Origin of the sequence: Azospirillum sp. B21 (assembly GCF_008364825.1) — a bacterium.
Lineage (GTDB): Bacteria > Pseudomonadota > Alphaproteobacteria > Azospirillales > Azospirillaceae > Azospirillum.
Window position 1 is genome coordinate 283295 of the sequence record NZ_VTTO01000008.1, and the last position, 23619, is coordinate 306913.

The window sequence follows — 23619 nt, forward strand, 5'->3', positions numbered from 1 at the left end:
ATCAGGGCTCCCGCAGGCTTTCGTCGACCCCGCGCAGGATGGGGCGCAGGAAATAGGTGATGATCCGGCGTTCGCCGACCTTGATGTCGGCCGTCAGCGGCATGCCGGGGATCAGGCGGAAGTTGGACGGAACATTGTCCAGCGTGGTCGTCAGCAGCTTGATCCGCGCCCGATAGTAAAGCGCCCCGCCAGCGTCATCCTTGTTCGAGAAGGAGTCCTCGCTGATCGTCGTCACTTCGCCGTCGAGCGAGCCGTGCTGCATGTAGGGATAGGCGTCCAGCTTGACCCGCACCTTATCGCCGATCTGGACGAAGGAAAGCTCGCGGGCGTCGATGTTGGCCTCGACCTCCAGGGGGGAGCCGACCGGAACCAGGGTGAAGAGCGGCTCCGCCTCCTTGGCGATGGAGCCGGGAGTGGCCTTGGGCGAGACCTCCAGCACGATGGCATCGACGGGTGAGTCGAGCTGGACCAGCGACTGGCGCTTGCGCGCCTTGGTCAGCTGCTCGCGCAACGCCTCGCGCTCGTTGCTCTGGGTGGTCAGCTCCTCGATGATCTTGCCATTCCACTGCTGGATGAAGACGTCGCGCTCGGCCAACAGGGCCTGGAGGTCGTGACGGTTGCCCTGCAGCTCGTTCTGGTTCAGGACCAGGTTGCGCTCGATGTCGATGCGGTCGCTGGTGGCCTGCAAGAGGTTCAGCTTGCTGCCGACCTGGGTGGCCAGCAAGGACGAGCGCATGTTCTCGATCTCGCGCACCACCTTCAGCCGCTCGTTCAGATGGACGCGGTCCATCTCGTATTTGGAGACGTTGGACTGCAGCCTCGCCAGCTTCTCCTCGTAATTCTGCATCTGCGACTGGTACTGGGCCTGGCGCTCACGCCACAGCGCCTGCTGCAGCGTGCCGTAGCCGTAGCGGTCGCTGCCGCCGACGAAGGGCTTGCCGTCATGCTCGGCCTCCAGCCGGGCGACCATCGCGTCGGCGTTGGCGAGACGGGATTCCAGCTGCTGGACATCGGCCTGGGTGAAGGTCGGGTCCAGCGTCGCCAGCACTTGGCCCCGATGCACGACGTCGCCGGCACGGACGAGAACCTGCTTGATCGCCGCCATCTCCAGCGGCTGGACCATCACGTTGGGCTCGGTCGAGATGATCTTGCCCTGCGAGGCGACGATCTTGTCCAGGTAGGACAGCGACGCCCAGGCGATCAGGCCGATGACGAACAAGGCCAGCAGATGCAGCGTGACGCGGGCCAGGAACGGATCGGGGGCGTTCTGGATCGCCTCCGTGTCCTTCTGGAAGGCCCCGATCGCCGCCTTTCCGCGTGCCTTGGCCTGCTTGTCGAGCGGGCTGGCCGACGGGCGCGGCACCGCATCGTTGGCAGGAACACGCGCCGTCTCAATTTTCGCAAGCTTCTGTGCGGTCGGCTTCTGTGCGGACACGGGCGCGCGCTCCTAGATGTGCCGGTTCTGCTGGTGCCAGAGATGCTGGTAGATGGCGCAGCGTTCCAGCAGCTCGTCGTGGCGACCGCTGTCCACCACCTTGCCGCGGTCCATCACCAGGATGGTGTCGGACGGCACCAGCGACGACAGGCGGTGCGAGATGATGATCACGGTGCGGCCGCGGGCGATGTTCATCAGGTTGGCTTGGACGATCGCCTCGCTCTCGGCATCGAGCGCCGAGGTCGCCTCGTCCATGATCAGGATCTTCGGGTTGGTCAGGAGCGCGCGGGCGATGGCCAGACGCTGGCGCTGACCGCCGGACAGGTTGGACGAGCCTTCCTCCAGCATGGTGTCCAGCCCCTTGGGCAGCCGCTCGACGAACTCGTCGGCGCCGGCCAGATGGATGACCTTCAGGATCTCCTCGGTCGTCGCCCCCGGCTTGGCGGCGGAGACGTTCTCGCGGATGGTGCCGGTGAACAGGAAGTTGTCCTGCAGCACCACGCCGATCGAGGCGCGCAGATGGTCGAGGTCGTATTCGCGCAAGTCCCGGCCGTCGATGCGGATCAGCCCCTCCTGCGCCCGGTGCAATCCCTGCAGAAGCCGGGTCAGCGTCGTCTTGCCCGAGCCCGAGCGGCCCATCACGCCGAGGATGATGCCTTCGGCGGCGGTGAAGGACACGCCGTCCAGCGCCGGCGGCGAGGAGGGGGCGTAGCGGAAGCGGACGTCCTGGAACTCGACCGTGCCGCGCAGCGGCGTGCGCAGGCCGCGGCCGGTGCGGCCCTCTTCCGGCGGGTGGTTCATGATCGTGCCTAGCATCTGGACCGAGATCGACACCTCCTGGTACTGCTGGACCAGCTGGGCCATCTGCAAGAGCGGCTGGGTGACGCGGCCGGCCAGGATGTAGAAGGCGATGAGCGCCCCCATCATCAGCTCGCCGTTCAGCGCCAGATAGGTGCCGAGGCCCAGCAGGGAGGCCATCATCAGCTGGTTCAGCGGCATGGCCACCGTCTGGCCGATGATCATGATGCGGCCGACATCGAAGCGCTGTTCGGCGGCGCGGGCGACGCGGTGGTCCCACTCCTGCTTCTGGCGGGCATCGAGCGCCAGCGACTTCACCGTGCGCATGCCGTGGATGTTCTCAATCAGGAAGGACTGCTGGCGCACCTCGGCCTGGTAGAGATCCTTCAGCCGCCCTTTGATCAGCGGGATCATGATGCCGATGTTGATCGCCATCAGCACGGAGAATGCCAGGACCAGGACGGTCAGCGGCACGCTGTACATGAACATGATCGGCAGGAAGATCACCAGCGAGACCAGGTCCAGCAGCGTCATGAAGAGCTGACCGGTCAGAAAGTTGCGGATGCGCTCGGCCTGCTGGGCGTTCTTGACGATCTCGCCCGACGACACCCGCTCGAAATAATGCATCGGCAGGCCGACGAGCTTGTTGAAGACCTGGACGTTCATCTTCGCGTCGATCTTCTTCGTGGCATACAGCATCAGGTACTGGCGCAGGTAGGAGAAGGCCGCCTCGAACAGGATGACGCCGACCATGCCGATCATCAGGACGCTGAGCGTGCCCATGCTGCGGTGGACCAGCACGCGGTCGATCACCAGCTGGAAGAAGATCGGCACGGCGAGCGCGAACAGGCTCATCAGGATCGCCGCGATGCCGATGTCGCGGAAGATGCGCTTGTGGCGCAGGATCTCCACCAGGAACCACTTCAGGCCGAAGGGCTGCTCGGTGTCGGAGATGCCGTAGTCGCGCTTCAGCAGCACCACCTCGCCGGCCCAGGCCTGGCTCAGGCGGATGCGGTCGACCGGCAGGATCAGCTCCTGGCCGGCAAGCGGATCCTGCAGGATGGCAACGTCGGTATCGCCCTGCTTGCCGAAGCCGACGACCACCATCGAGTTGCCGTTGCGCAGGCGCAGGATGGCGGGGAAGGCATCCTGGAGCTTGCCCAGATCCTCCCAGTCCAGCGTCGTCGCCTCGGCCTTCAGGCCGATCGACTTGGCGACGCGCAGGAGGCGAGCGGTGTCCAACTCCTCGTTCCCGATGACGTTGCTGTGCTGAAGCCGCTCGGCCGAGACATCGAGGCCACGCTGGCGCGCGACGGCAGCCAGGGAATGCAACCCGGTGTGGGCGCAGGGGACTTCCGCAGCAAGGGTCATGGGAACCGCCGTAAAGAATTGGGAGTGCGTCGCGAAAGCAAGGTCTTCATACCGTTCGATCACCCGGTCTCGATCGACCATGCGCTCCTTGGGTTGGGAGGCGCGACGAAGCGCGTAGAGTCCACCAGTTGCGGACGATGCATGCCCACGCGATTCCGTTGAGATAGCAGAAGAGGCACAACAGCGGCAAGCCATCTGTCCCAGGAGCCATCGGCCATCCATCATATGTCTCCGCACCCTGTGTCCGTTGCGGCACATCCGTGCAGGGACGAGATGCCGCTTGCAGACAGCGCACGGTCGTTGCTATCGACCGGCGGGACGGTTCTTTGCCGACGAAGACTTGAAAGCCAAGCGGTCAGACGGATGAAAAAGCCTTCACGCAAGCAGGCCAAGGCCAAACGCCCGGCCATTCAGGCCCCCTCCTTGCGGAGTGCGGCCCCGGCCGCCGCTGCTCCGGCGGCGGACGCCGGCTTCGCCCGCGCGCTGACCCTGCACCGGGACGGCCGGACGGCGGAAGCGGAGGCGGGATACCGCGCCGTGCTGGCCGCCGATCCGGGCCATCCCAACGCCAACAACAACCTCGCCATCATCCTGCGCGCGCGCGGCGACTGGGAGGAGGCGCTCAGCTGCTACCGCCGGGCGATCGACCGCAACGCCGGCGATCCCTTCGTCCACAGCAACCACGGCTGCCTGCTGCTGGACATGGGCCGGAGCGCGGAGGCGGAGGAGGCGCTGCGCACCGCCATCCGGCTGAAGCCCGACTATGCCGAGGCCCATTTCAACCTGGCCAACATCCTGCGCAGCCTTGGCGACCGCGAGGCTGCCCGCGCCGCCTACGGCGAGGCGTTGCGCCTGAAGCCCGACATGGCGGCGGCCCTGTGCAACCTGGGCGACCTGCACAAAGGGGCGGTCGAACTCGCACGCGCGGTGGACTGCTTCGTCGCCGCACTGAAGGCCGATCCGAAATCGGCCGAGGCCTGGAACAACCTGGGCGAGACGCTGAAGGAGATGGGCCGCATCGAGGAGGCGATCACCGTCTTCCAGAAGGGTCTGGAGGCGCATCCAACCCACGCCCTGATGCACTCCAACCTGCTGCTGGCCCTGCACTACACCCCGGCCGTCCCGCCCGAGACCATCTTCAAGGCCCATGCGGTGTGGGCGCAGCGCCATGCCGATCCGCTGCTGCCCGCCGGCAAGCGCCACGCCAACCCGCGCGATCCCGACCGCCGCCTGCGCGTCGGCTATGTCTCGCCGGACTTCTGCGCCCATTCCGTCGCCTTCTTCGCCGAGCCGCTGATCCGCGAGCATGACCGCAGCCGCTTCGAGGTGTTCTGCTATCATGCCGCCGCGCGCTCGGACGTCGTCACCGCAAGGCTGAAGGGGATGGCCGACGGCTGGCGGTCGCTGGTCGGGGTGGACGACGCGCGCGCCGCCGCGCTGATCGAGCAGGACGGCATCGACATCCTGGTCGACCTGACCGGCCACACCGCCAACAACCGCCTGACCCTGTTCGCCCGCAAGCCGGCGCCGGTCCAGGTCAGCTGGCTGGGCTATCCCGACACCACGGGCATGCGCGCCATCGACTGGCGCTTCAGCGACGCCATCGCCGAGCCGCCCGGCGAGGCCGACCGGCTGAGCGCCGAGCGCATCCACCGCCTGCCGCACGGCTTCCACAGCTATCGTCCGCCGGTGGACGTCGCCCCGCCGGCCGAGCCGCCGCTGCTCGCCAACGGCCATGTCACCTTCGGCTCCTTCAACAACACCTCCAAGGTGACGGGAGAGGTGGTGCGGGTCTGGTCGGAGATCCTGAAGCGGGTGCCAAACTCCCGCCTGATCATCAAGAGCGCCCAGATGGGCGACGAGGAGACGCGCCGGCGCTACCTGAACACCTTCGTCCAGTTCGGGATCGACGCCGGCCGCATCGAGCTCTTGGCCCGCATCGACGCCGCCGACGGCCATCTGCGCGCCTACGACCGCATCGACATCGGGCTCGACCCCTTCCCCTACAACGGCACCACCACCACCTGCGAGGCGCTGTGGATGGGCGTGCCGGTGGTGACGTGGGCCGGCGCCAACCATGTCGGCCGCGTCGGCGCCAGCCTGCTGACCCATTGCGGGTTGAGCGAGCTGGTGGCATCCGACGAGGCGGGCTACATCGCCACCGCGGTGGACCTCGCCGGCGACGCCGACCGGCTGGCGCAGTTGCGCCGGACCATGCGCGACCGGCTGAACGCCGCTCCGCTGACCGACTACACGGGCTTCGCCCGCGGGGTCGAGACGGCCTACCGCTCCATGTGGCAGGACTGGGTGGCCAAGGGGTGAGGAGCGGAAAGGCAGTGAACGGGAAGGCGGGGGACGGGGTGGGAGCGGCCGATGCCAACACCGCCGCTGCCGGCTTGGCTTTGCCGGATGACGATGGCCGGCTGATCCTGGTGAAGGAGTTGCACGGGCATTCCGGCTGCCGGCTACTGCTGCTGCGGGAACGCGATTGCGACGCGTACCGCGTGCGCAAGATCTCCGGCTCCGCCGATTACGACACCCGGCTGCGCAACCAGCGGCACAAGCAGGGGGAGATGGCGGCCTTGGGCCTGCCCTGCCCGGCGGTGCTGAAGGACGGGCTGCTGGAGGGCGGCGAACTGGCCGGACGCTACTGCTTCGATATGGAGTATGTGCGGGGCCAGAGCCTGGGGGACGTGCTGGAGCATGGCGACAGCGCCCTGTTCGACACGGTCGCCCGCTCGCTTGCCGCCACGCTGCGCGGGCTGGCGGCGACCGTGTCCGGCTGTCTGCCCGCCGGCCTGTTCCTGGACAAGATCGCCGCCATCGCCACCGCCGTCCCGCCCTGCCTGGAGGGCGGCAACGATCCGGGCGGGATGCGGGAGGCGATCGGCGAGACCGCCGCCCGCCTCGCCGCCCATGACTGGAACGGCATACCCGCCTCCCAGGGACATGGCGACATGACGGTGGAAAACGTGCTGCGGCGTCCGGACGACGGGCTTTGCTTCATTGATTTCCTCGACGGGCCGCTGAACTCCTGCTGGCTCGACGTCGCCAAGCTGCACCAGGACCTGCACGGCCACTGGTTCCTGCGCACCCTGCCGGAGGAACAGCGCTCCGGTCCGCGCGGCCGCGGCCTGCGCATCGCCGCCGCCAAGCTGGCCGCCTTGCTGCACGGCCACACCCACCCTCTCTGGCCCGACCTGTACGAGCGGTTGCCGGTGCTGACCCAGTTCCAGCTTTTCCGTATCGTGCCCTATTGCCGGTCGGACGAAGTCCTCGCCTTCGTCCTCCGGCGCATCCGAGACCTCGACAAGGACGCGACCTTCCCATGAGCGGATACACCATCCTCCTCCCGGCCGCCGGACGGTCGAGCCGGTACCCCAACATGCGACCGAAATGGATGCTGTCGACGCCCGAAGGCGCGCTGATGCTGCGCCGGGCGCTGGACTCGCTGGAGAGCGTCGCCCGCAGCCGGGTGGTCGTCGGCATCTTGCGCGAGCACGAGGAGCGCTATGCCGCCACCGCCGGGATCCGCCGGGCGCTGGGCGAGGGGGTCGAGATCGTCGTCTTCGACGAGGTGACGCGCGGTCCGGCCGAAACCGCTTACGAGATGATCCGGCGCGCCGGCGTCGAGGGGCCGGTCATCATCAAGGATTCCGACAGCTGGTTCTCGCTGCCGGCTGCACCGGAGGGCAGCAACTTCGTTTGCATCGCCGATCTGCGGCGCAACCCCGGCGTCACCAACGTCGCCGGCAAAAGCTTCGTCTCGCTGAACGAACAGGGCATCGTCGTCAACATCTGGGAGAAGTCGGTCGAATCCAATTTCATCAGCGTCGGCGGCTATGTCTGGAATTCGGCCAGGCAGTATTGCGACATCTTCGATGCGCTGATGCGCAACGACCGCAACAGCGAGATCTTCATCTCGCACCTGATCTCCCAGGCGGTTCTGGACGGTTCGCTGTTCCTGGGCGTGGAGGTGGAGGGGCTGGTCGATGCCGGCACCCTGCGCGAATGGACCGACCTGCAGCGGCGCATGCGCACCTTCTTCCTCGACTTCGACGGGGTCGTGGTCAAGAACAAGGGGCAGTATTTCCCGCCCTACTGGACCGATCCCGACGAGCCGATTGCCGAAAACGTCGAATCGCTGCGCCGCTTGCAGGCCGAAGGGGCCCAGTTCGTCTTCGTCACCGCCCGTCCGGAAGAGCTGCGCGCTAAGGTCGAGGCGGTGCTGCGCGAGGCCGGACTGTCCTGGCACGCGCTGGTGATGGGATGCCACCACGGCCCACGGGTGCTGGTCAACGACTTCGCCCCGTCCAACCCCTACCCGTCCGCCGAGGCGGTGAACATCCCCCGCAATGTCGGGCGTCTGTCCGACTTCATTGCCGGAGCCTAAGGCCCAAATCAGAGGTACAGGATGAGCGCACTTCATATCGCCTTCTGCGGGCAAATCCGTACGCCTCAGCTGTTCGAGCTGTCCTTGCGCCAAGTTGCCGGATTGATTGAACGCGGTGAAGTCGCGGGTGCGGTGATCGCCACCTGGGCCAGCGAGATCGATGCCCACGCGCCGCTGTTCGATCGCCTGCGGCACCCGCACATCCAAGTGGTCAAGGTAAATCCGCCATCCGGCGTGACAGTACCGCACAGTTATTTCCACCAGATGACCCTGCTGTACGCTGCCTTGCGGGCTTTGCCCGCCGATGCGTTGGTGCTGAAGACCAGACCGGATGTCCTGTTCGACTTGGAAGCCCTGCCGGCGCTCGCCCGGCGCCTGCTGGATGCGCCGCCGCCGCCTCGCGATCCCTTCGTCTTCGAACGCCGGGTCTGGGTGCCCCAGTTCGAAGCGACCTCTCCCTTCTGCGTGAACGACCTGCTGTTCCTGGCCACTCGCCACGACGCCATGCAGCTGTGCAACTTCGACATGTCGTTCGAACTGAACAACTTCTTCCTGGACCGGCCGGACCAGCGCCTGCCCGAAATTCCGTCTTCTGCTGAAATTCGGCGCTACTCCTACCCATTTTCCCGCCACTTTCCTCTGCTGGAGGAGTATGGCGACATACTGCACATGACTTACGGCGGACAACCCAACCGGATCGGCGTCATCAAATACAATCTGTCATCTCCGATCTACTGGCAATACATGGCATTGTATTTTTGGGTTCTTCATAATTACTTCTTGGTCGGACGCCCTCATTATACGGGAAAGGTCACGCTCGTTCGTGAGGAGCATCAATCCGGACAGAATTTCGCCATTGCCGGTGCCGACCATTACTTCAACGCCATCGAACCAAATGTTTTTTTGGACAATTACCGTCAAAGGTGTGATGCGCTGGGGATGCTCTACTGTGGAACCCAGGAGTGGATTGATGCCATCTTCTCCGGAAGCATGGCCGATCCGTCGGCCCAGGCCCTGATCCTAAACCAGATCGAGGCAGCGCGGACGTTCAGCCCCTCTCCCGAACGACGCGAGTCGTTCCGTCGCTACCGCGTCGGCCTGATCAAGGCGGCCGGGTTGGAGACGGTGCTGATCTGACGGGAGAAGCTGCTTTGAACATATAAAGCACAACCCTTATGGATGGTCCCCGGACATCGATCCGCCTTTTACGGGAGACCGCTCTTCATGGCCGTCATCGATATCGTTCTTGATCTGCCCGACCGCAGGCCCCGCATTCTCCTCGACCTGGACGACAGCCACAGCAACGAGCGGACGATCACCGGCTGGATCCAGGGCGGGCGCTTCTACGAGCCGGACGTGTCGCTGGCGCTGACCCGGCTGGTGCGCGAGGGCGACTGCGCGGTCGACATCGGCGCCAATGCCGGCTTCTTCACCATCCTGCTGGGTGCCCTGACCGGACCGGGCGGGTGCTGTCGGTGGAGCCGCAAGCTTTATGTGGGCGCCGCACTGCACAAATTCGGGCTGGAGCAGGTGAACACTCCGTCGCTCCGATAGCGACGGCTTCTCGGTCAAGCTAGGCGGTAACCCGCTGGCTTGGCGACCGAAGGCCGGTTCCCGGCCCCATTCCCTGTGCCCGTTGCAGGATAATCACCGCCGCTGCGACATCGCGATCCATCACGCAGCCACACAAGCATATGTGCGTACGATCACTGAGCGTTTTGGTGACCCGGTCTCCACATTGTGGGCAGGTTTGGCTCGTGCCCCGGGGGTCCACCACCTCCACACGGGTACCGGCGCTTGCAGCCTTGTACTCGAGGAAGCGACGGAGTTGGCCCCACGCGGCGTTGTGGACCGCCTTGGCCAGCATCGATCGGGCCAGACGGTCGACGTCGAGGTCCTCCAAGGCGATGAGGGCATAGCGGTCGACCAGAGACCAAGCGAGCTTGTGTAGGACGTCCCGCCGCTGGTTGGCAATATGGGCCTTGTGACGGGCAAGGCGTTGCTTGGCCTTGAGCCGGCGTCGGCTGCCCTGCTTGCAGCGGGCAAGGGCACGCTGAAGGCGACGCTGCTTCTTGGCCGCGTGCTTCGTCCATTGCAGTGTCTTGACCACGTTACCATCGGAGGTGGCGACCAAGGAGGTGAGGCCGACATCGATACCGACCGACGCACCGTCGCGTGGCTGAACCACTTGGTCAGGCAGCGCGATTTGGAAGCAGATGAACCATTTGCCAGCCGAGCGGGACAAAACAGCGGTCCCCACTGTCGCCCCGGCCGGAAGATCTCGGTGCCATTTAACCTTGATTTCGCCGGGAATGCCGGTGATGGCGAGGCGCTTGCTCTTGCGGATCGTTAATCCGTCTCCGACGCGGAGCTCGGCGCTGTCGAAACGGCTCTTGGCGCGAAACCGTGGGAAGCCTGCTTTGGCCTTGGTCTTGAGGCGGCGAAAGAAGGCCGTGAACGCCTTGTCCAGACGGCGGAGCACCTGCTGAGCGGCCGAATAGCTGAATTGGGCCAAGCGTTCGTCGACAGTGCGCACCGCCTTCAGTTCGTTGGCTTGGTCGATATAGCGCAACGTCTTGTGCTGACGCCGATAGGCTTCGATGCGCTGCTGAAGGGCCGCGTTGTAGAGATCGCAGAAGGCCCCCAGCATCTCCGTCAGGACCACGCTCTGGGCCTTGCTCGGATAAAGCCGGTATTTATAGCTCCGCTGGATCATGGGAAGAGCCTATAGTATGTTCATGATTTGTTCAATCGAGATTGCGGCTGCTCCTCCCTGACTTTCCTCTGCCGCCTCAAGGCGGCAGCTCCCAGCGGATTGACTGATGGAAGGGTTCGGCTATGCCACCTTCCTGCTGAACCATGACGGATCGCTGCCCAAGCTGATCCCGGCCGGCACCGCGATCCGCGCCGGCCATTTCCCCAACCTGCTGTTCAGCACGCCGGACGACGTGGCCGCCGGCTGGCCGGAGGAGCAGGCGCAGGTCCTGCTCCCCTGACCCCGGTCACATCCCCCGCAGGGCTCCGCGGCCGACATTCTCCAAGAACCAGCGGTAGGTGGCGGCGAAGCCGTCGCGCAAGGACGTAGGCGCGGTCCAGCCCATCTCCGTCATCCGGCTGACGTCCATCAGCTTGCGCGGGCTGCCGTCCGGCTTGGAGGTGTCGTGGCGGAACTCGCCCTCATAGCCGACGACGTCGCGGATCAGCTCGGCCAGTTCGCGGATCGACACCTCGATGCCGGTGCCGACATTGACGTGCGGCTCGCCCGAATAGTGCCGGGCGAGGAAGACCAGGCCGTCGGCCAGATCGTCGGCGTACAGGAACTCGCGCTTGGGCGCGCCCGTCCCCCACAGCTCGACGAAGGGCTGCCCCTCCACCTTGGCGCGGTGGATCTTGGCCAGCAACGCTGCGGCGACATGGCCCCCCTGCAGGTCGAAATTGTCGTTCAGGCCATAGAGGTTGGTCGGCATCGCCGAGATGAAGTCGCAGCCATACTGGCGCCGGTAGGCCTGGCACATCTTGATGCCGGCGATCTTGGCGATGGCATACCACTCGTTGGTCGGCTCCAGCGGGCCGGTCAGCAGGGAGTCCTCGCGCATCGGCTGCTCGGCCAGCCGGGGATAGATGCAGGACGAGCCCAGGAAGACCAGCTTCTTCACGCCGACCCTGTAGGCGCCGTGGATGATGTTGGTCTCGATCGCCAGGTTGTCGTAGAGGAATTCGGCCGGCCGAGTGGAGTTGGCGAGGATGCCGCCGACGGTGGCGGCGGCGACGAAGACCAGATCCGGCTTCGCTTCCGCCATCCAGTCCTCGACCTCCGACTGGCGGCGCAGATCGACGCGGTCGCGGCCAACGGTGATCAGGTCGCACGGCTCACGCTCCAGCCGGCGGACGACGGCCGCGCCCGCCATGCCGCGATGCCCGGCCACCCAGACCCGTTTGCCCTCCAGGGAGAAAAGCGATTCCGTCCGCACCGTTGCGCCCCATGCCGCTATGAAAAGCCGTGTGGTGTCGTAGCATCGGGCTGCTGAGGAATCCAGTCCGCTCCGCTCGACTTGACAAGCGCCGGTCCGGCGCGGGATCGTCCGGCCGCTTGGGCGGGCGGACCTCCGCCCAGAAACTTGCGCCCAGAAACTTGCGCCCGGAACTGGGGTTTCCATCATGATTCCGAATTTGGCCTTCACCTGGCAGCTCACGGAGGTCCACGGCTGGGGGCTGGTGGGTGTCCACACCGCCCTCTACCTCGCCGACCAGGGCCGGCCGCCGCTGCTGCTGGAAAAGCCGCTGATGGGCACCCTGCGTCCGGAGAACCGCGCCAGGCTGCAGCCCCTGGAAGGCCCCTATCAGCAGATCGCCGCCATGGCCGACAACGCCAAGGGCCACATGCTGCTGCTGAAGGAATTCGACGTCCTGCACGCGCTGGGCAACGGCTTCACCGCCGGCGGCCCGTCGGCGCGGTTCCGCGGCCGGCGCAACGTCGGTGTCATCGCCTATGAGGAAACCCGCTTCACGCCCGAGGTGATGGCCCGCGCCCGCCAGTACGACCGCATCGTCGTGCATTCCACCTACAACAAGCAGCTTCTGGAGATCTGGGGCTTCGACAATGTCGGCCTCGCCTTCCAGGGCATCGATCTGAGCGAGATGGTGGAGGCGGAGCCGAGCGGCCGCTTCGGCGACCGCTTCGTGATCTTCTCCGGCGGCAAGCTGGAGTTCCGCAAGGGCCAGGACATCGTGCTGGCCGCCTTCCGGCGTTTCCATCAGCGTCACCCGGACGCGCTGCTGGTCACCGCCTGGCAGAACGCCTGGCCGGAGGTCGGCATGACCATGGCGGAATCGCCGCTGGCGCCGAAGCCGCCGCGCATCCTGCCCAACAACATGGTCGACGTGAAGAGCTGGGCGATGGAGAACGGCGCCGACGAGGAGGGCTTCGTCGACCTGGGCTTCCTCGGCCGCCACCAGATCGCGGGGATCCTGGCCGACTGCCACGCCGCCGTCTTCCCCAACCGCTGCGAGGGGGCGACCAACCTCGTCGCCATGGAGGCGATGGCCTGCGGCGTCCCGGTGGTGCTGTCCAACAACACCGGCCACCGCGACCTGCTGAAGAGTGCGACCCAGGGCGACGATCTGTGCCTGACGCTGGACCGGCAGGTTCCGGTCGCCGACCGCGACGGCAGCCGCTTCGGCTGGGGCGAGTCCTCGGTCGACGAACTGGTGGAGGCGCTGGAGCGGCTCTACGCCGACCGGGACACCGCCAAGGCGCGCGCGGCCCGCGCCAAGGCCTTCATCCGCACCGAGCGCACATGGCGCACCTTCGCCGAGGCGTTCGTCGACGCCACCCAGGATGCTGCCCAAGCCACTGCCCGGTAAGGCACATCCGACGAAAGGTTTCCGCCGCATGCCGCCCATCCTGGCCCTGCTCTGCCCACCGGAGGATGCCCGCCACCTAGGCGCGATCCTCGCCACCGCCAACCGGGATCTGGTCGTGGTGACCGCGGCGGACGCGGCAGGGCTGGAGCGGACGGTGGCGGAGGCCGGAGGGGTCGATCGCATCGTCGCCTTCCGGACCAACAGCATCGTGCCGGCGGAGCTGCTGCGGCGGGTTCCCGGCCCCTCCTACAACTTCCACCCCGCCCCGCCCGGCTATCCGGGCCGCTATCCCTTCGCCTTCGCGCTGTATGACGGGGCGATGCAGTACGGCGTCACCGCTCACGAGATGGTGGAACAGGTGGACGCCGGCCCCATCGTCGGCGCGCTGGGCTTTCCGCTGCCGACCCCGCCGGATCCGGACCGGCTGACCGACCGGACCCACACGGCGCTGGTCCAGCTGTTCGTGATGCTGGCCGCGCAGCTGGCGCAGACCGACCGGCCCCTGCCGCGCACATCCCTGAATTGGGATCAGAGCCGCCGCTGCACGCGCAAGGCGCTGGATGCGCTGCGCGCCCTGCCGCCGGACATCGGGAGCGAGGAGATGGAGCGCCGCATCAGGGCGCTGCGCAGCGTCCGGCACGAGGGCATCCGCCCCCACCTGACCCTGCACGGCCGCCGCTTCGCTCTGGAAGAGGATTAGCGGAAGAGGATCAGCCCCTTGCCCCGCCCCCTACCCGGCCCCCTACCGCATCGAGCGCGTCCAGAAGCCTGCGTGCCGCGGCGTCCCAGGTGAAATTGTCCATCAGGTGGCGGGCGGCGTCGCGGCGCTCGCCCTCGGGGTCGCGGATGACCCGGGACAGGATGTCGGCCGCCGCGTCCTCGTCCGGGTGCCACCAGTCCAGCCCGTGGAAAGCCGGATAATGGTCGGTGCTGTATGGCATCAGCGCCGGGCCGGTGGTGCAGGGAATGAGGTGGGCGACCTCGTCGTTCAGATAGGCGGTGTAGGCGCTGTGCCTGGGCGCGATCAGGCCGGCGCCCAGGCAGCCCGCCCGCGTGATCGGCAGGTCCCAGCCCTCGCCGTGCGACAGGCTGAAATAATGGGTGGCCATGGCGTAGAGGGCGGCGATGGCCTGCTCGTCGTAGCGGTCGGTCAGCAGGGCGATGGGTGCCGCCTCCTCCAGCCGGCGGCCGGTGGCGCGCATGCACTGCTCGACCAGCCGGCGCATCTCCCCGACCAGGGCCGACCCGCCCTTGCCCACCTTCAGGATCAGGATCGCGTCGTCGCCGGCACGGGTGGCGCGCAGCCAGACCCGCAGAAGCCCGTCCAGGTTCTTGCGCGCGACGAAGTCCGAGATGTTGAGGACACGCACCCGGTAATCCATCACCCCCCGGCCGCGCGGCCCCGCGATGGGCAGCGGCAGCGCCCCGGCGTCGGCCGGGTTGGGGGCGATGCCGGGCGGGCAGACGCGGATGCGGTCTTCCGGATGGCCGGCGGCGATCCAGGCCAGCCGCGAGGAGTCTGTCGGCACGATCACCAGATCGTGCCGCCGGCTGCAGGCGGCGAAGGAGGGCGAGATCCGCGGCCCCTCGAACATGGTGTAGTTGACGGTCGGCACACCGGGGACCGGCTCCACCAGCGGTGGGGTCAGCACGCTCAGCGCCAGCCGGGGCCGCAGCGGCTCGCCCAGCCGGCGCACCGCCGCCTGCAGGATCGGGTCGGCGAAGGAGGGACGCCAGCTCTCCTCGCCCGTCAGACCGACCAGCCGCAGCGACTGGCCGCACTCCATCAGGCTGCGCACGAAATGCTGGGCGAAGTCGCCGTAGCCCGACAGCACGGAGAAGGGTGCGCGCACCAGCAGCCCGTCCGGCATCTGCGGCCGGCCGGCATCCCCGGCGATCCGGCGGTAGAGCCGGGCGCGGGCCAGGAGGTCGGCGTCCTCCCCGGCCAGGGCGGCGCCATCCGGCGACACCGCGTCCGACAGCATCACCTCGGTCAGATCCGGCCGGCCGAGCGACAGCCGGACCGCGGCCAGATGGCTGCGGGCATCGGCATGGCCGGGATGGAGCGCCAGCACGCCGGTCAGGATTTCGGCCGCTTCGGCATGGTCGCCGTTCGATATCAGCGACACCGCCAGCATCACCCGGCGGTCGGGATCGCCGGGCACCAGCCGGACGGCGTGGCGCAGATGGCGCGCTGCCCCGCCGTAATCGCCGAGCACGTGCAGCAGGCTGCCCAGCCGCTCCTGCAGCTCAGGCACCTCCGGCTTCAGCACCGCGACCATGCGGAAATGGGCGGCGGCCTCCGTCCGGGCGCCTTTCGCCTGCAGCACGACCGCCAGATTGACGCGCGCCTGCATGAACAAGGGATCGAGCGCCACCAGCCGTTCCAACCGTTCCCTCGCCTCGTCCAGGCGGCCCATCCCGTGCAGGATGGCGCCGGCGAGGTTGAGTGCGCCGCTGTCGCCGGGAGCCTCGCGCAACGCCTGTTCGGCCAGGGCCAGGGCTTCGTCGCGGCGACCGGCCCGGTACAGCTCGATGGCGCGCGCGGTGTCTTGTCCCATCAAACGGATATCCACTGGCTTGGCGGAAGGGGGCGGGAGGGGGGCGGACGGCGCGATCCTTGGAAGCGCGCTCTTCCTGGCTGCGGCCATAGCACGGTGTGTTTTTGCGGGTCAACCAGGGGGGCGCCGGCTTCCGGAATTGCAATCGGCGCCGTCCGCCGGTCATAAAGGCGCCCGACAAAGGCCGACCGAAGGCCTCACGCCCGTCGCGAGCCGTTCCATGATCCAGCCGCAGCCCTTCCTCATCCGTGCCGTTCACGCCCACCAGACCGACCGGCTGGACGAGGCCCGCCGACTCTACCGCGTGGCGCTCGCGATCGAACCCGCGCAGTGTGACGGGCTGCAGCTGCTGGGGCTGGTGGAGAAGCGGTTTGATCGCAGCGCCGCCGGGGTGGCGCTGATGCGCCGCTCGCTGCGGCTGATGCCGGACTTCACCGCCGTGCGGCAGAACCTGTGCCGCACCCTGCAGGGCATGGGCGATCTTGCCGGGGCCCTGCCCCTGCTGCGGCAGCTGGCGGCCGAACGTCCCGACGACGCCGAAATCCTGTACCAGCTCGGCGCCACGCTGCTGCGGCAGGAACGGCGGCGCGAGGCCGCCGGCCCGCTGCGCCGGGCCGTCATGCTGCGCCCGGACCACATGGAGACCCGCGTTGCCCTCAGCGAGGCGCGGGTGCTCGATCCCGCCTCGCAGGGGGCGGAGTTCGATGAGGCGCTGCTCAATGCCAGGGCTGCGGTCATGCTGGAGCCCGGCAACCCGGTGGCCCATCTGCAGGTCGCCCTGGTGCTGGAGGAGATGGCCCGCGCGACGGAGTCGCTGACGGCCTGCCGCCGGGCCCTGCGCCTGCGGCCGACCATGACCGACGCCCGCCACATCGCCGGCATCAACCGGCTGCGGCTGGGCGATTTCGTCGGGGGCATGGCCGACTTCGAGGCGCGCAAGAACAATCTCTGGTTCCACGCCGACGGAAGCCCGGTCCCGATCTGGGACGGCCGGCCGCTGCCCGACGACATGGTGGCGCTGGTCGCCGAGGGCGGCTGGGGCGACATGATCCATTTCGTCCGTTTCGTGCCGCAGGTCGCCCGCCTATGCGGCGAGGTGGTGGTGACCTGTCCGCCGCGCCTGCGGCGCCTGCTGTCGACCGTGCCCAACCCCACCGGCAACATCCGCTTCAACCCGGAGCGCGCGCCCGCCATCCGGGCGCGGTCGATGTTCCTCAGCCTGCCCCATCTTCTGGGATCGACGGCCGACACCGTGCCGAACCGCCCCTACCTGTCGGCCGATCCCGAGCGGGTGCGGCTGTGGACGGACCGACTGTCCGGCCTGGGCGGCCTACGCGTCGGCCTGTGCTGGAGCAACGGCGACACCACCCGCGACGCCGACCCCAAGCGTTCCGTCCCCTTCGAGTTCGTGCGCCCGCTGGCCGCCATCCCCGGCGTCAGCCTGGTCGACCTGCACAAGCAGGACAACGCCGCCAAGCGCCTGGCCGACGCCGACGAGGCGCTGCTCCACCGGCTGGGTCCGGATTTCGACAGCGGGCCGGATGCCTTCCTCGACACCGCGGCGGTGATGAAGGTCCTGGATCTGGTGATCGCCATCGACAGTTCCGTCCTGCATGTCGCCGGCGCGCTGGGCGTCCCGAGCTGGCTGCCGGCGCCCTACCGGATGGACTGGCGCTGGATGGACGATGCGGAGAAGAGCATCTGGTACCCGTCCTTGCGGATCTACCGCCAGGACCGCCAATGGGACTGGTCGGGTTCGATGGCCCGCATCGCCCGCGACCTCGCCCGCGCCGCCGAGGCGAAGGCTGCCGGGCTGGCCATGGACCTGCTGCCGGCGGTGTGAGGGGACAAGGGGGGAAGACCGGCCGGGTCAGCCTGTCATGGTGGCCTGCAGGCGTTGGAGGATATCCAGCGCCTCGAAGATCTCGTCCTCGGATGGTGGAGGCGAGTCATCCTCCGATGGATAACGGTATTCCGTGGCCCAGACGGTGAAGGGCCGGCAACGGTCGAGATCGGCGGCCAGCACCGGATACAGCGGCGTTGCGGCGCTCGCCAGTTCGTCCAGGTCATGCACCTTGCGAAAGCCGGCCCCAGCGGCGATCAGCAGGCCTTTCATCGTCTTTTCCGCCGCCTGCTGGCAATGATAGGCGGCATTCCCCAAAGAAGGCGGCTCCATCGCGAGGCACGCCCGGACCACGCGCAGATCCTCCGCAGCAACGGCCCACCAGCGCTCCGCCTCTTCCAGGACTGCCTTGCGGTCAGTGTCGCTCATAAACGACGACACCCTCCTGATCGGCGGTATGGGAAAGCGAGCCGACCACGCCGCGCTTGCGCTCGAACACCGACGCCCGGCACGCGACGATGTCGACGGCACGATGATAGGTCTTGCGCGCCTCGTACTTGCCCCGCCAGGACAGCCGCTCTGGAGGCGCGTCGTCATCGACGACCACGAAGAGGTCGTAGTCGCTGTCATCCCCCGCCTCTCCGCGGGCCTGCGATCCGAACAGGATCACTTTCCGCGGCTGAAAATACTCAACGAGCGGGCGAAGAAGCTCATTCGGCACATCGGGGACGTAACCCCGACCACTCCGGCTGACTGCCACCATGACCGCTCCCTCCAGCAACGCTCCATTATAACAAAGAGCGCACGCGACCGGCACGCCGGAATGGGCAGCCACCTCCGCTCCCCTGCTCAGCGCTTTCGCGCCGCGAAGATGATCGGGGTTTCCCAATGCAGGCGCCGGGCGAGCCAGATCGCCGGCTCCAGCAGGCCGGAGCGGTGGACGAAGGTGACGATGCGCTTGGCGACCGACAGCGCCGCCCAGTCGCCGAAGCCCAGCGTGCGCAGGCGTTGCTCGAAGATGCCCCAGCCCCAGTCCAGCACCTCCAGCCTGCCGGGATGACGGCGGAGCCAGCGGTCGAACCAGGGGCGGTCGATCAGGTTGAGGGTATCGACATAGGACGGGTCGCGGCCGAACAGCCGGACATAGAGCTTGGCCAGCCCGGCCGGCATCCGCGGCAGCCACAGGATGCCGTAATGCCCCTCCCACCAGGAGCCGTAGTTGGGCACGACGATCAGCAGCAGCCCGCCCGGCTTCAGCACGCGCAGCGCCTCGTCCAGCACCGCCGCCGGGTCGCCGACATGCTCCAGCACGTTGGAGGAATAGACGATGTCGAAGCTGGCATCCGCGAAGGGGATCGCCTCGCCGGTGGCATCCTGCACCGCGTCGGCCGGCAGGCCGTAATGGCCGATCAGCCGGCGGCAGACGTCCAGTGTGGAGCTGTATTCGCCCATGCTGGGCTCGATGCCGTGGATGTCCAGCCCATGGGCCGTGCGCCCGCGCACCACGGTCATGCCGCAGCCGGACCCGACCTCCAGGATGCGGGCCCTGTCCGCATCGACGCCGGCCGCCGCCGCGGTGCGCCGCAGTTCCGCCACCTGCTCGTCGGCGCGCGCCTCCGACAGCATGTCGCGCACGACGTCCTCCACCGGCACGCGGGTGACGCCGCCGATGAAACCGCTGTCGATGTAGCCGCGGGACAAGAGCCGGCCCAACTCCTCCCAATCGGGAGGGGCCGTCCGATCCGCCTGTCCCGCCGCCGCCTCAGGCATTCTTCGTCGCCCGGATCACGAAGATCGTGGCGCTCTTCATCCGGCCCAGCCGGTCCTGGATGCAGTCTGCCTTGAAGCCGTTGCGCTCGAACAGCGCGACGATCTCCTCGATCGAATAGAAGGTCTTGTACGGCGGATAGTACCAGTCCTCGACCTGGGCCTGGATCGACACGTTGTCGGCGCGGCGGTTGATCTCCTGCCCCTTCAACATGCAGGCGACCTTGGTCAGGCCGGTGAAGAAGCCGCCGACCAGCTTGCGCCGGGCCGGCGTGTCCATGTAGGCGCGGCAGAAATGGCGCACGCCCTCATGCACCGGCGACAGCCAGGTCTTCAGGTAGAGGCCGAGATAGACGGTGCCGCCCGGCTTGGTGACGGCCATCAGGTTGCGCATGACCTTCATCGGGTCGGGCGCCATCATCGCCACGCCCCAGCACCAGACCAGGTCGAACGGCCCGAGATTCGTGTCCAGCTCCTGCAGGTCCTGGTGGTGGAACTCGATGTTGTCGCGGCCGAAGCGCTGGGCCTGCTGGCGGGCGGTGGCGAGGCTGTCCGACGACACGTCGACCGACACCACCTGCTCGGCCATTTCCGACAGGATGACCGAGCAGATGCCGTGGCCGCAGCCGGCATCCAGCGCCCGGCCGATCTGCCGCTCGGTCAGCGTCTCCAGCATGTACTTCTTGGTCTCGTCGTAGATCGGCACGAAACGGGGCCAGAAGTCGTCGTAGAATTCCTTGGTCGCGAGATCCATGGGGCTGCCCTCCCGCCCTTCCGAGGGCGTCGCATTGGTCGTGATGGTTGTGGTCTTAAGGGGTGCCGGACGAACTCGTCCAGGGGGAATAGGCCTTGATGCGTCGCGCCGCCGCATCCGGCTCGACGAACAGGCGGGCGTTGCGGTTCAGCAGCGCCGCCAACTGGCTGTAGCCGCTGTGGGCGCTGACGCCCACCACGTCGGCATTCATCAGGACGTGGAAGTCCTGCAGGAACTCCAGCCCCGTCCACGGCTGCACCGCCCCATCCTTCACCAAATGGTCCAGCGAGACCGGCGCGAACTCCGCGAAGTCGGCGATGGTCGCCGGATCGTCGGTGGCGATGTAGAGCACCGGCCGGTCCAGCGTCGGCCACAGCGCCTTCAGCCAGTCGACGTACCAGGAGGTCTCGGTGATGGTGTAGCGGAACCAGACGAAGTCGCCGCGGCGGATGTGCAGCGCCACCACCGTGTTGCCGCGGGCCTTCAGCGCCTGCATCACCGGGTCGACGTGGGGCAGCCATTCCGGCCGCGGCCGCAGCCAGGACTGCACCCGCTCGCGCCATTCCTCGCGATGATCGAACAGGAACAGCGGCGACAGGATGTCGACGTCCGGACGCGGATCGTCGCGCCGTCCGGTCACCAGATCGTTCAGGATGCGCCGGGCGAAATGCATCGGCTTCAGCCCGCCGCTGGGCCTGGGATCGTCGAGGTCGAAGTAATAGCCGCCGACCCAGTCCGGCGTCTCCAGCCGGTAGCCGAACTTTTCGGCGTAGAGCCGCAGCAGCACGTATTCCAGCACGTTGTGGGCGAAGCGCCCGTGGGTGGCGAGCGTGGAGGAGCAGATGCGCGGCAGCGACGGGTCCGGGTTGGCCGGCCGTTCCAGCCGCTTCCCCTGCCGGGCCAGGACCTGTTGCAGCCCGGCGATCGACTTCACGGTGAAGAAGCGGCTGCCATGGCCGTGCACGCCGGCCAGAACCTCCACCGCCCGGTCGACCTCCCCGGCCGCCAGCCAGCTTTCGGCGATGGCGGTCAGGCATTCGATGCGGAAAGCGTTCGGGTCGGCGATGTGGGGATAGCGGTAGTCGGCGAAGAAGCGCCGCGCCTCATCAAACCGCCCCTGGCGCGCCAGCAGGGCCGACAGCATGTCGATGGCGCCGGCCACGTCGCTGCCCGGGCTGGTCAACGCCAGACGCAGCACCTGCTCCGCCTCGCCCTCGCGCCCCAGGCCGGTCAGCACGTCGGCCAGCCGGGTCAGCGCCATGCCGACCCCGCCGCGCGCCGCGCGGGCATAGCTGTCGACCGCCGCCTCGGACAGCCCGGCGGCATGCTGGGCGTTGCCCTGGTTGTACAGGGTGCCGCCCTGCTCCGGCGCGATGGCGAGCGAGCGGCGGAAACAGACCAGCGCCTCGTCCAGCCGGCCGAGTTCGACCAGCTGGTTGCCCATGTTCATGTGGGCGGCGGCGAAGTCCGGCCGCAGGGCGAGCGCGTTCCGCTGGCTGTCCAGCGCCAGGGCCAGGGCGCCGGCATCGACCGCGCTGCCCTGGCGCAGGGCGATGCCCAGATCGTGATAGACCTCGGCGTGCTGGGGGTTGAGGCGCAGCACGCGGCGGAAGGAGGCGGCCGAGACCGACCAGTCGCGCGGACCACCGCGGCTGCACAGCAAACTGGCAAGGCCGTGATGCGCGGCCTCCAGCGCCGGGTCGATCGCCAGGGCGCGCCGTTGTGCCGCAGCCGCCTCGTCCACCCGGCCCAGGTCGGACAGGATGCCGGCGAGGTTGCAGCAGGCGTCGGCCATGTCCGGCGCGATGTCCAGAGCCGCGCGGATCAGGTCCAGCGCCTTGTCCCGCCGTCCCTGCCGGCGTTCAACCAGCCCCAGCAGATGCAGGGTGAGGGCGTTGCGCGGATCGGCTTCCAGGATGCGCAGATACAGCGCGCGCGCCTCGTCCAGGCGGCCGGCGCGGTAGAGCCCGACGGCGATCTGCAATGCTTCGGCGACGGTGGTCATGACGGTCCGTGCAGTGCGGCCTTCCGCGCAAGAGGGCGGCAGGCCAGTTCGGCGCGCACCCTATCGTCACCGGATAGGCGCATCAACCGGGTTGATGGCGATGGCGGCCCATATCCCGCCGCCCGTGTCCCCGCCCGTGTCCCCGCCCGTGTCCCCGCCCGTGTCCTTGCCGGGACAAGAGCCTCAAGAACCTTGCCTTGCCCGGACCCTTTGAGGATAGTGCCCGATCATCAATGCCGTACAGATCAAGGGTCGGTCCTTTGCGCAAAGTTGCCCTCATCACCGGCGCCACCGGCCAGGATGGCGCGTATCTTGCCGAGCTTCTGCTGGGGAAGGGCTATATCGTCCACGGCGTCAAGCGCCGGTCCTCGTCCTTCAACACGGGCCGGGTGGAGCATCTCTACCGCGACCCGCATGAAGAGGACGTGCGCTTCTTCATGCATTACGGCGACCTGACCGACAGCACCAACCTGATCCGTCTGGTCCAGCAGATCCAGCCGACCGAAATCTACAATCTGGCCGCCCAGAGCCACGTGCATGTGAGCTTCGAGACGCCGGAATACACCGCCAACGCCGACGGCATCGGCACGCTGCGCCTCTTGGAAGCGATCCGCATCCTGGGCCTGGAGAAGACCGCGCGCTTCTACCAGGCCTCCACCTCGGAGCTGTACGGCAAGGTGCAGGAGACGCCGCAGCGCGAGACCACGCCCTTCTACCCGCGCAGCCCCTATGCCGCCGCCAAGCTGTACGCCTACTGGATCACGGTGAACTACCGCGAGGCCTACGGCATGCACGCCAGCAACGGCATCCTGTTCAACCACGAGGGCCCGACCCGCGGCGAGACCTTCGTCACCCGCAAGATCACCCGCGCGGTCGCCGCCATCGAGCATGGCCGCCAGGACTGCCTGTATCTCGGCAACCTGGACGCCAAGCGCGACTGGGGCCACGCCCGCGACTATGTCGAGGGGATGTGGCGCATCCTGCAGCAGGACGAGGCCGACGATTACGTGCTGGCCACCGGCGAGACCCACAGCGTGCGCGAGTTCGTCGAGCTGGCCTTCGGCCACATCGGCCGCGGCATCGAGTGGCGCGGCGAGGGCGTGGACGAGGAAGGCATCTGCCAGAAGACCGGCAAGGTGGTGGTCCGCATCGACCCGCGCTATTTCCGCCCTACGGAAGTCGACCTGCTGCTGGGCGACCCCAGCAAGGCGCGCGAGAAGCTGGGCTGGACCCACACCACCGCCTTCCGCGATCTGGTCCGGGAAATGGTCGAGGCCGACATGCGTCTGGCGGCCGACGGGGATGACCACCACTGATCTCCGGCCGAT

The 23619-nt window shown here is 67.7% G+C and carries 20 protein-coding genes; 10 read left to right on the forward strand and 10 right to left on the reverse strand.

Annotation, left to right across the window (positions count from 1 at the left end; genetic code table 11):
- Position 1: 1 nt before the first annotated feature.
- Entirely contained in the window at positions 2 to 1435 is a 1434-nt protein-coding gene (locus FZ983_RS20495) for an HlyD family type I secretion periplasmic adaptor subunit (protein ID WP_149225346.1), read from the reverse strand.
- A 12-nt stretch (positions 1436 to 1447) separates the two neighbouring features.
- Positions 1448 to 3604, reverse strand: a complete 2157-nt coding sequence (locus tag FZ983_RS20500) for a peptidase domain-containing ABC transporter (RefSeq protein ID WP_149225347.1) — start codon at positions 3602 to 3604, stop codon at positions 1448 to 1450.
- Positions 3605 to 3967: 363 nt separating this feature from the next.
- Between FZ983_RS20500 and FZ983_RS20505 the strand changes: the two genes are divergently transcribed.
- From FZ983_RS20505 to FZ983_RS20525, 5 genes are all read left to right on the forward strand, one after another.
- The gene (locus FZ983_RS20505; RefSeq protein ID WP_149225348.1) at positions 3968 to 5926 is read left to right on the forward strand and encodes a tetratricopeptide repeat protein; all 1959 of its coding nucleotides are present in this window, start codon (positions 3968 to 3970) and stop codon (positions 5924 to 5926) included.
- A gap of 14 nt (positions 5927 to 5940) precedes the next feature.
- Entirely contained in the window at positions 5941 to 6936 is a 996-nt protein-coding gene (locus tag FZ983_RS20510; RefSeq protein WP_149225349.1) for a phosphotransferase, read from the forward strand.
- Positions 6933 to 7997: an NTP transferase domain-containing protein gene (locus FZ983_RS20515; protein ID WP_149225350.1), complete on the forward strand. Its 1065-nt coding sequence runs from the start codon at positions 6933 to 6935 to the stop codon at positions 7995 to 7997. Before FZ983_RS20510 ends, FZ983_RS20515 begins: the two co-directional genes overlap by 4 nt.
- Before the next feature lie 21 nt (positions 7998 to 8018).
- Complete coding sequence (locus tag FZ983_RS20520) at positions 8019 to 9134, forward strand: hypothetical protein (protein ID WP_149225351.1); 1116 nt, start codon at positions 8019 to 8021, stop codon at positions 9132 to 9134.
- Between the two features lie 87 nt (positions 9135 to 9221).
- Positions 9222 to 9551, forward strand: coding sequence for a hypothetical protein (locus FZ983_RS20525; protein WP_149225352.1), 330 nt, complete (start codon positions 9222 to 9224; stop codon positions 9549 to 9551).
- Between the two features lie 19 nt (positions 9552 to 9570).
- On the opposite strand, the gene FZ983_RS20530 is transcribed toward FZ983_RS20525, so the two are convergent.
- A complete protein-coding gene (locus FZ983_RS20530) occupies positions 9571 to 10713 on the reverse strand; it encodes an RNA-guided endonuclease TnpB family protein (RefSeq protein WP_149225353.1) in 1143 nt (380 codons plus the stop codon).
- 106 nt (positions 10714 to 10819) lie between these two features.
- Here FZ983_RS20530 and FZ983_RS34215 point away from each other — a divergent pair, with 106 nt between their 5' ends.
- Positions 10820 to 10993: a hypothetical protein gene (locus FZ983_RS34215; protein ID WP_188092432.1), complete on the forward strand. Its 174-nt coding sequence runs from the start codon at positions 10820 to 10822 to the stop codon at positions 10991 to 10993.
- 6 nt (positions 10994 to 10999) lie between these two features.
- Here the strand turns inward: FZ983_RS34215 and FZ983_RS20535 are convergent, their stop codons facing one another.
- Positions 11000 to 11968 carry a GDP-L-fucose synthase gene (locus FZ983_RS20535; protein WP_282187014.1) on the reverse strand — a complete coding sequence of 323 codons (969 nt, stop codon included), beginning with the start codon at positions 11966 to 11968 and terminating at the stop codon, positions 11000 to 11002.
- Between the two features lie 187 nt (positions 11969 to 12155).
- On the opposite strand from FZ983_RS20535, the gene FZ983_RS20540 reads away from it, so the two are divergent.
- Both FZ983_RS20540 and FZ983_RS20545 read left to right on the forward strand, forming a co-directional pair.
- Complete coding sequence (locus FZ983_RS20540) at positions 12156 to 13361, forward strand: glycosyltransferase family 4 protein (protein ID WP_149225354.1); 1206 nt, start codon at positions 12156 to 12158, stop codon at positions 13359 to 13361.
- A gap of 28 nt (positions 13362 to 13389) precedes the next feature.
- On the forward strand, positions 13390 to 14061 hold the full coding sequence (locus FZ983_RS20545) for a formyltransferase family protein (RefSeq protein WP_188092433.1): 672 nt from the start codon (positions 13390 to 13392) through the stop codon (positions 14059 to 14061).
- A 10-nt stretch (positions 14062 to 14071) separates the two neighbouring features.
- On the opposite strand, the gene FZ983_RS20550 is transcribed toward FZ983_RS20545, so the two are convergent.
- Complete coding sequence (locus tag FZ983_RS20550) at positions 14072 to 15922, reverse strand: tetratricopeptide repeat protein (protein WP_247883880.1); 1851 nt, start codon at positions 15920 to 15922, stop codon at positions 14072 to 14074.
- 220 nt (positions 15923 to 16142) lie between these two features.
- On the opposite strand from FZ983_RS20550, the gene FZ983_RS20555 reads away from it, so the two are divergent.
- Positions 16143 to 17765 carry a tetratricopeptide repeat protein gene (locus FZ983_RS20555; RefSeq protein ID WP_149225357.1) on the forward strand — a complete coding sequence of 541 codons (1623 nt, stop codon included), beginning with the start codon at positions 16143 to 16145 and terminating at the stop codon, positions 17763 to 17765.
- A gap of 27 nt (positions 17766 to 17792) precedes the next feature.
- Here the strand turns inward: FZ983_RS20555 and FZ983_RS20560 are convergent, their stop codons facing one another.
- The 5 genes from FZ983_RS20560 to FZ983_RS20580 form a co-directional block, all read right to left on the reverse strand.
- A complete protein-coding gene (locus tag FZ983_RS20560; protein ID WP_149225358.1) occupies positions 17793 to 18194 on the reverse strand; it encodes a HEPN domain-containing protein in 402 nt (133 codons plus the stop codon).
- The gene (locus FZ983_RS20565) at positions 18181 to 18528 is read right to left on the reverse strand and encodes a nucleotidyltransferase domain-containing protein (RefSeq protein ID WP_149225359.1); all 348 of its coding nucleotides are present in this window, start codon (positions 18526 to 18528) and stop codon (positions 18181 to 18183) included. The genes FZ983_RS20560 and FZ983_RS20565 overlap by 14 nt, the downstream gene beginning before the upstream one ends.
- A gap of 86 nt (positions 18529 to 18614) precedes the next feature.
- Entirely contained in the window at positions 18615 to 19535 is a 921-nt protein-coding gene (locus tag FZ983_RS20570; RefSeq protein WP_149225360.1) for a class I SAM-dependent methyltransferase, read from the reverse strand.
- Positions 19528 to 20286, reverse strand: coding sequence for a class I SAM-dependent methyltransferase (locus FZ983_RS20575; RefSeq protein ID WP_149225361.1), 759 nt, complete (start codon positions 20284 to 20286; stop codon positions 19528 to 19530). Before FZ983_RS20575 ends, FZ983_RS20570 begins: the two co-directional genes overlap by 8 nt.
- Before the next feature lie 55 nt (positions 20287 to 20341).
- Positions 20342 to 22291, reverse strand: a complete 1950-nt coding sequence (locus tag FZ983_RS20580) for a tetratricopeptide repeat protein (RefSeq protein WP_149225362.1) — start codon at positions 22289 to 22291, stop codon at positions 20342 to 20344.
- A gap of 233 nt (positions 22292 to 22524) precedes the next feature.
- Between FZ983_RS20580 and gmd the strand changes: the two genes are divergently transcribed.
- Positions 22525 to 23607 carry a GDP-mannose 4,6-dehydratase gene (gene gmd / locus FZ983_RS20585; RefSeq protein WP_149225363.1) on the forward strand — a complete coding sequence of 361 codons (1083 nt, stop codon included), beginning with the start codon at positions 22525 to 22527 and terminating at the stop codon, positions 23605 to 23607.
- The last annotated feature ends 12 nt before the right edge of the window (positions 23608 to 23619 follow it).

Bases quoted from the DNA above. Each gene is read 5' to 3' on its own strand.
- FZ983_RS20500 (WP_149225347.1), bottom strand. From the start codon at position 3,604: ATGACCCTTGCTGCGGAAGTCCCCTGCGCCCACACCGGGTTGCATTCC.
- FZ983_RS20505 (WP_149225348.1), top strand. From the start codon at position 3,968: ATGAAAAAGCCTTCACGCAAGCAGGCCAAGGCCAAACGCCCGGCCATT.
- FZ983_RS20515 (WP_149225350.1), top strand. From the start codon at position 6,933: ATGAGCGGATACACCATCCTCCTCCCGGCCGCCGGACGGTCGAGCCGG.
- FZ983_RS20520 (WP_149225351.1), top strand. From the start codon at position 8,019: ATGAGCGCACTTCATATCGCCTTCTGCGGGCAAATCCGTACGCCTCAG.
- FZ983_RS20525 (WP_149225352.1), top strand. From the start codon at position 9,222: ATGGCCGTCATCGATATCGTTCTTGATCTGCCCGACCGCAGGCCCCGC.
- FZ983_RS20530 (WP_149225353.1), bottom strand. From the start codon at position 10,713: ATGATCCAGCGGAGCTATAAATACCGGCTTTATCCGAGCAAGGCCCAG.
- FZ983_RS34215 (WP_188092432.1), top strand. From the start codon at position 10,820: ATGGAAGGGTTCGGCTATGCCACCTTCCTGCTGAACCATGACGGATCG.
- FZ983_RS20540 (WP_149225354.1), top strand. From the start codon at position 12,156: ATGATTCCGAATTTGGCCTTCACCTGGCAGCTCACGGAGGTCCACGGC.
- FZ983_RS20545 (WP_188092433.1), top strand. From the start codon at position 13,390: ATGCCGCCCATCCTGGCCCTGCTCTGCCCACCGGAGGATGCCCGCCAC.
- FZ983_RS20550 (WP_247883880.1), bottom strand. From the start codon at position 15,922: ATGGGACAAGACACCGCGCGCGCCATCGAGCTGTACCGGGCCGGTCGC.
- FZ983_RS20555 (WP_149225357.1), top strand. From the start codon at position 16,143: ATGATCCAGCCGCAGCCCTTCCTCATCCGTGCCGTTCACGCCCACCAG.
- FZ983_RS20560 (WP_149225358.1), bottom strand. From the start codon at position 18,194: ATGAGCGACACTGACCGCAAGGCAGTCCTGGAAGAGGCGGAGCGCTGG.
- FZ983_RS20565 (WP_149225359.1), bottom strand. From the start codon at position 18,528: ATGGTGGCAGTCAGCCGGAGTGGTCGGGGTTACGTCCCCGATGTGCCG.
- FZ983_RS20570 (WP_149225360.1), bottom strand. From the start codon at position 19,535: ATGCCTGAGGCGGCGGCGGGACAGGCGGATCGGACGGCCCCTCCCGAT.
- FZ983_RS20575 (WP_149225361.1), bottom strand. From the start codon at position 20,286: ATGGATCTCGCGACCAAGGAATTCTACGACGACTTCTGGCCCCGTTTC.
- FZ983_RS20580 (WP_149225362.1), bottom strand. From the start codon at position 22,291: ATGACCACCGTCGCCGAAGCATTGCAGATCGCCGTCGGGCTCTACCGC.
- gmd (WP_149225363.1), top strand. From the start codon at position 22,525: ATGCCGTACAGATCAAGGGTCGGTCCTTTGCGCAAAGTTGCCCTCATC.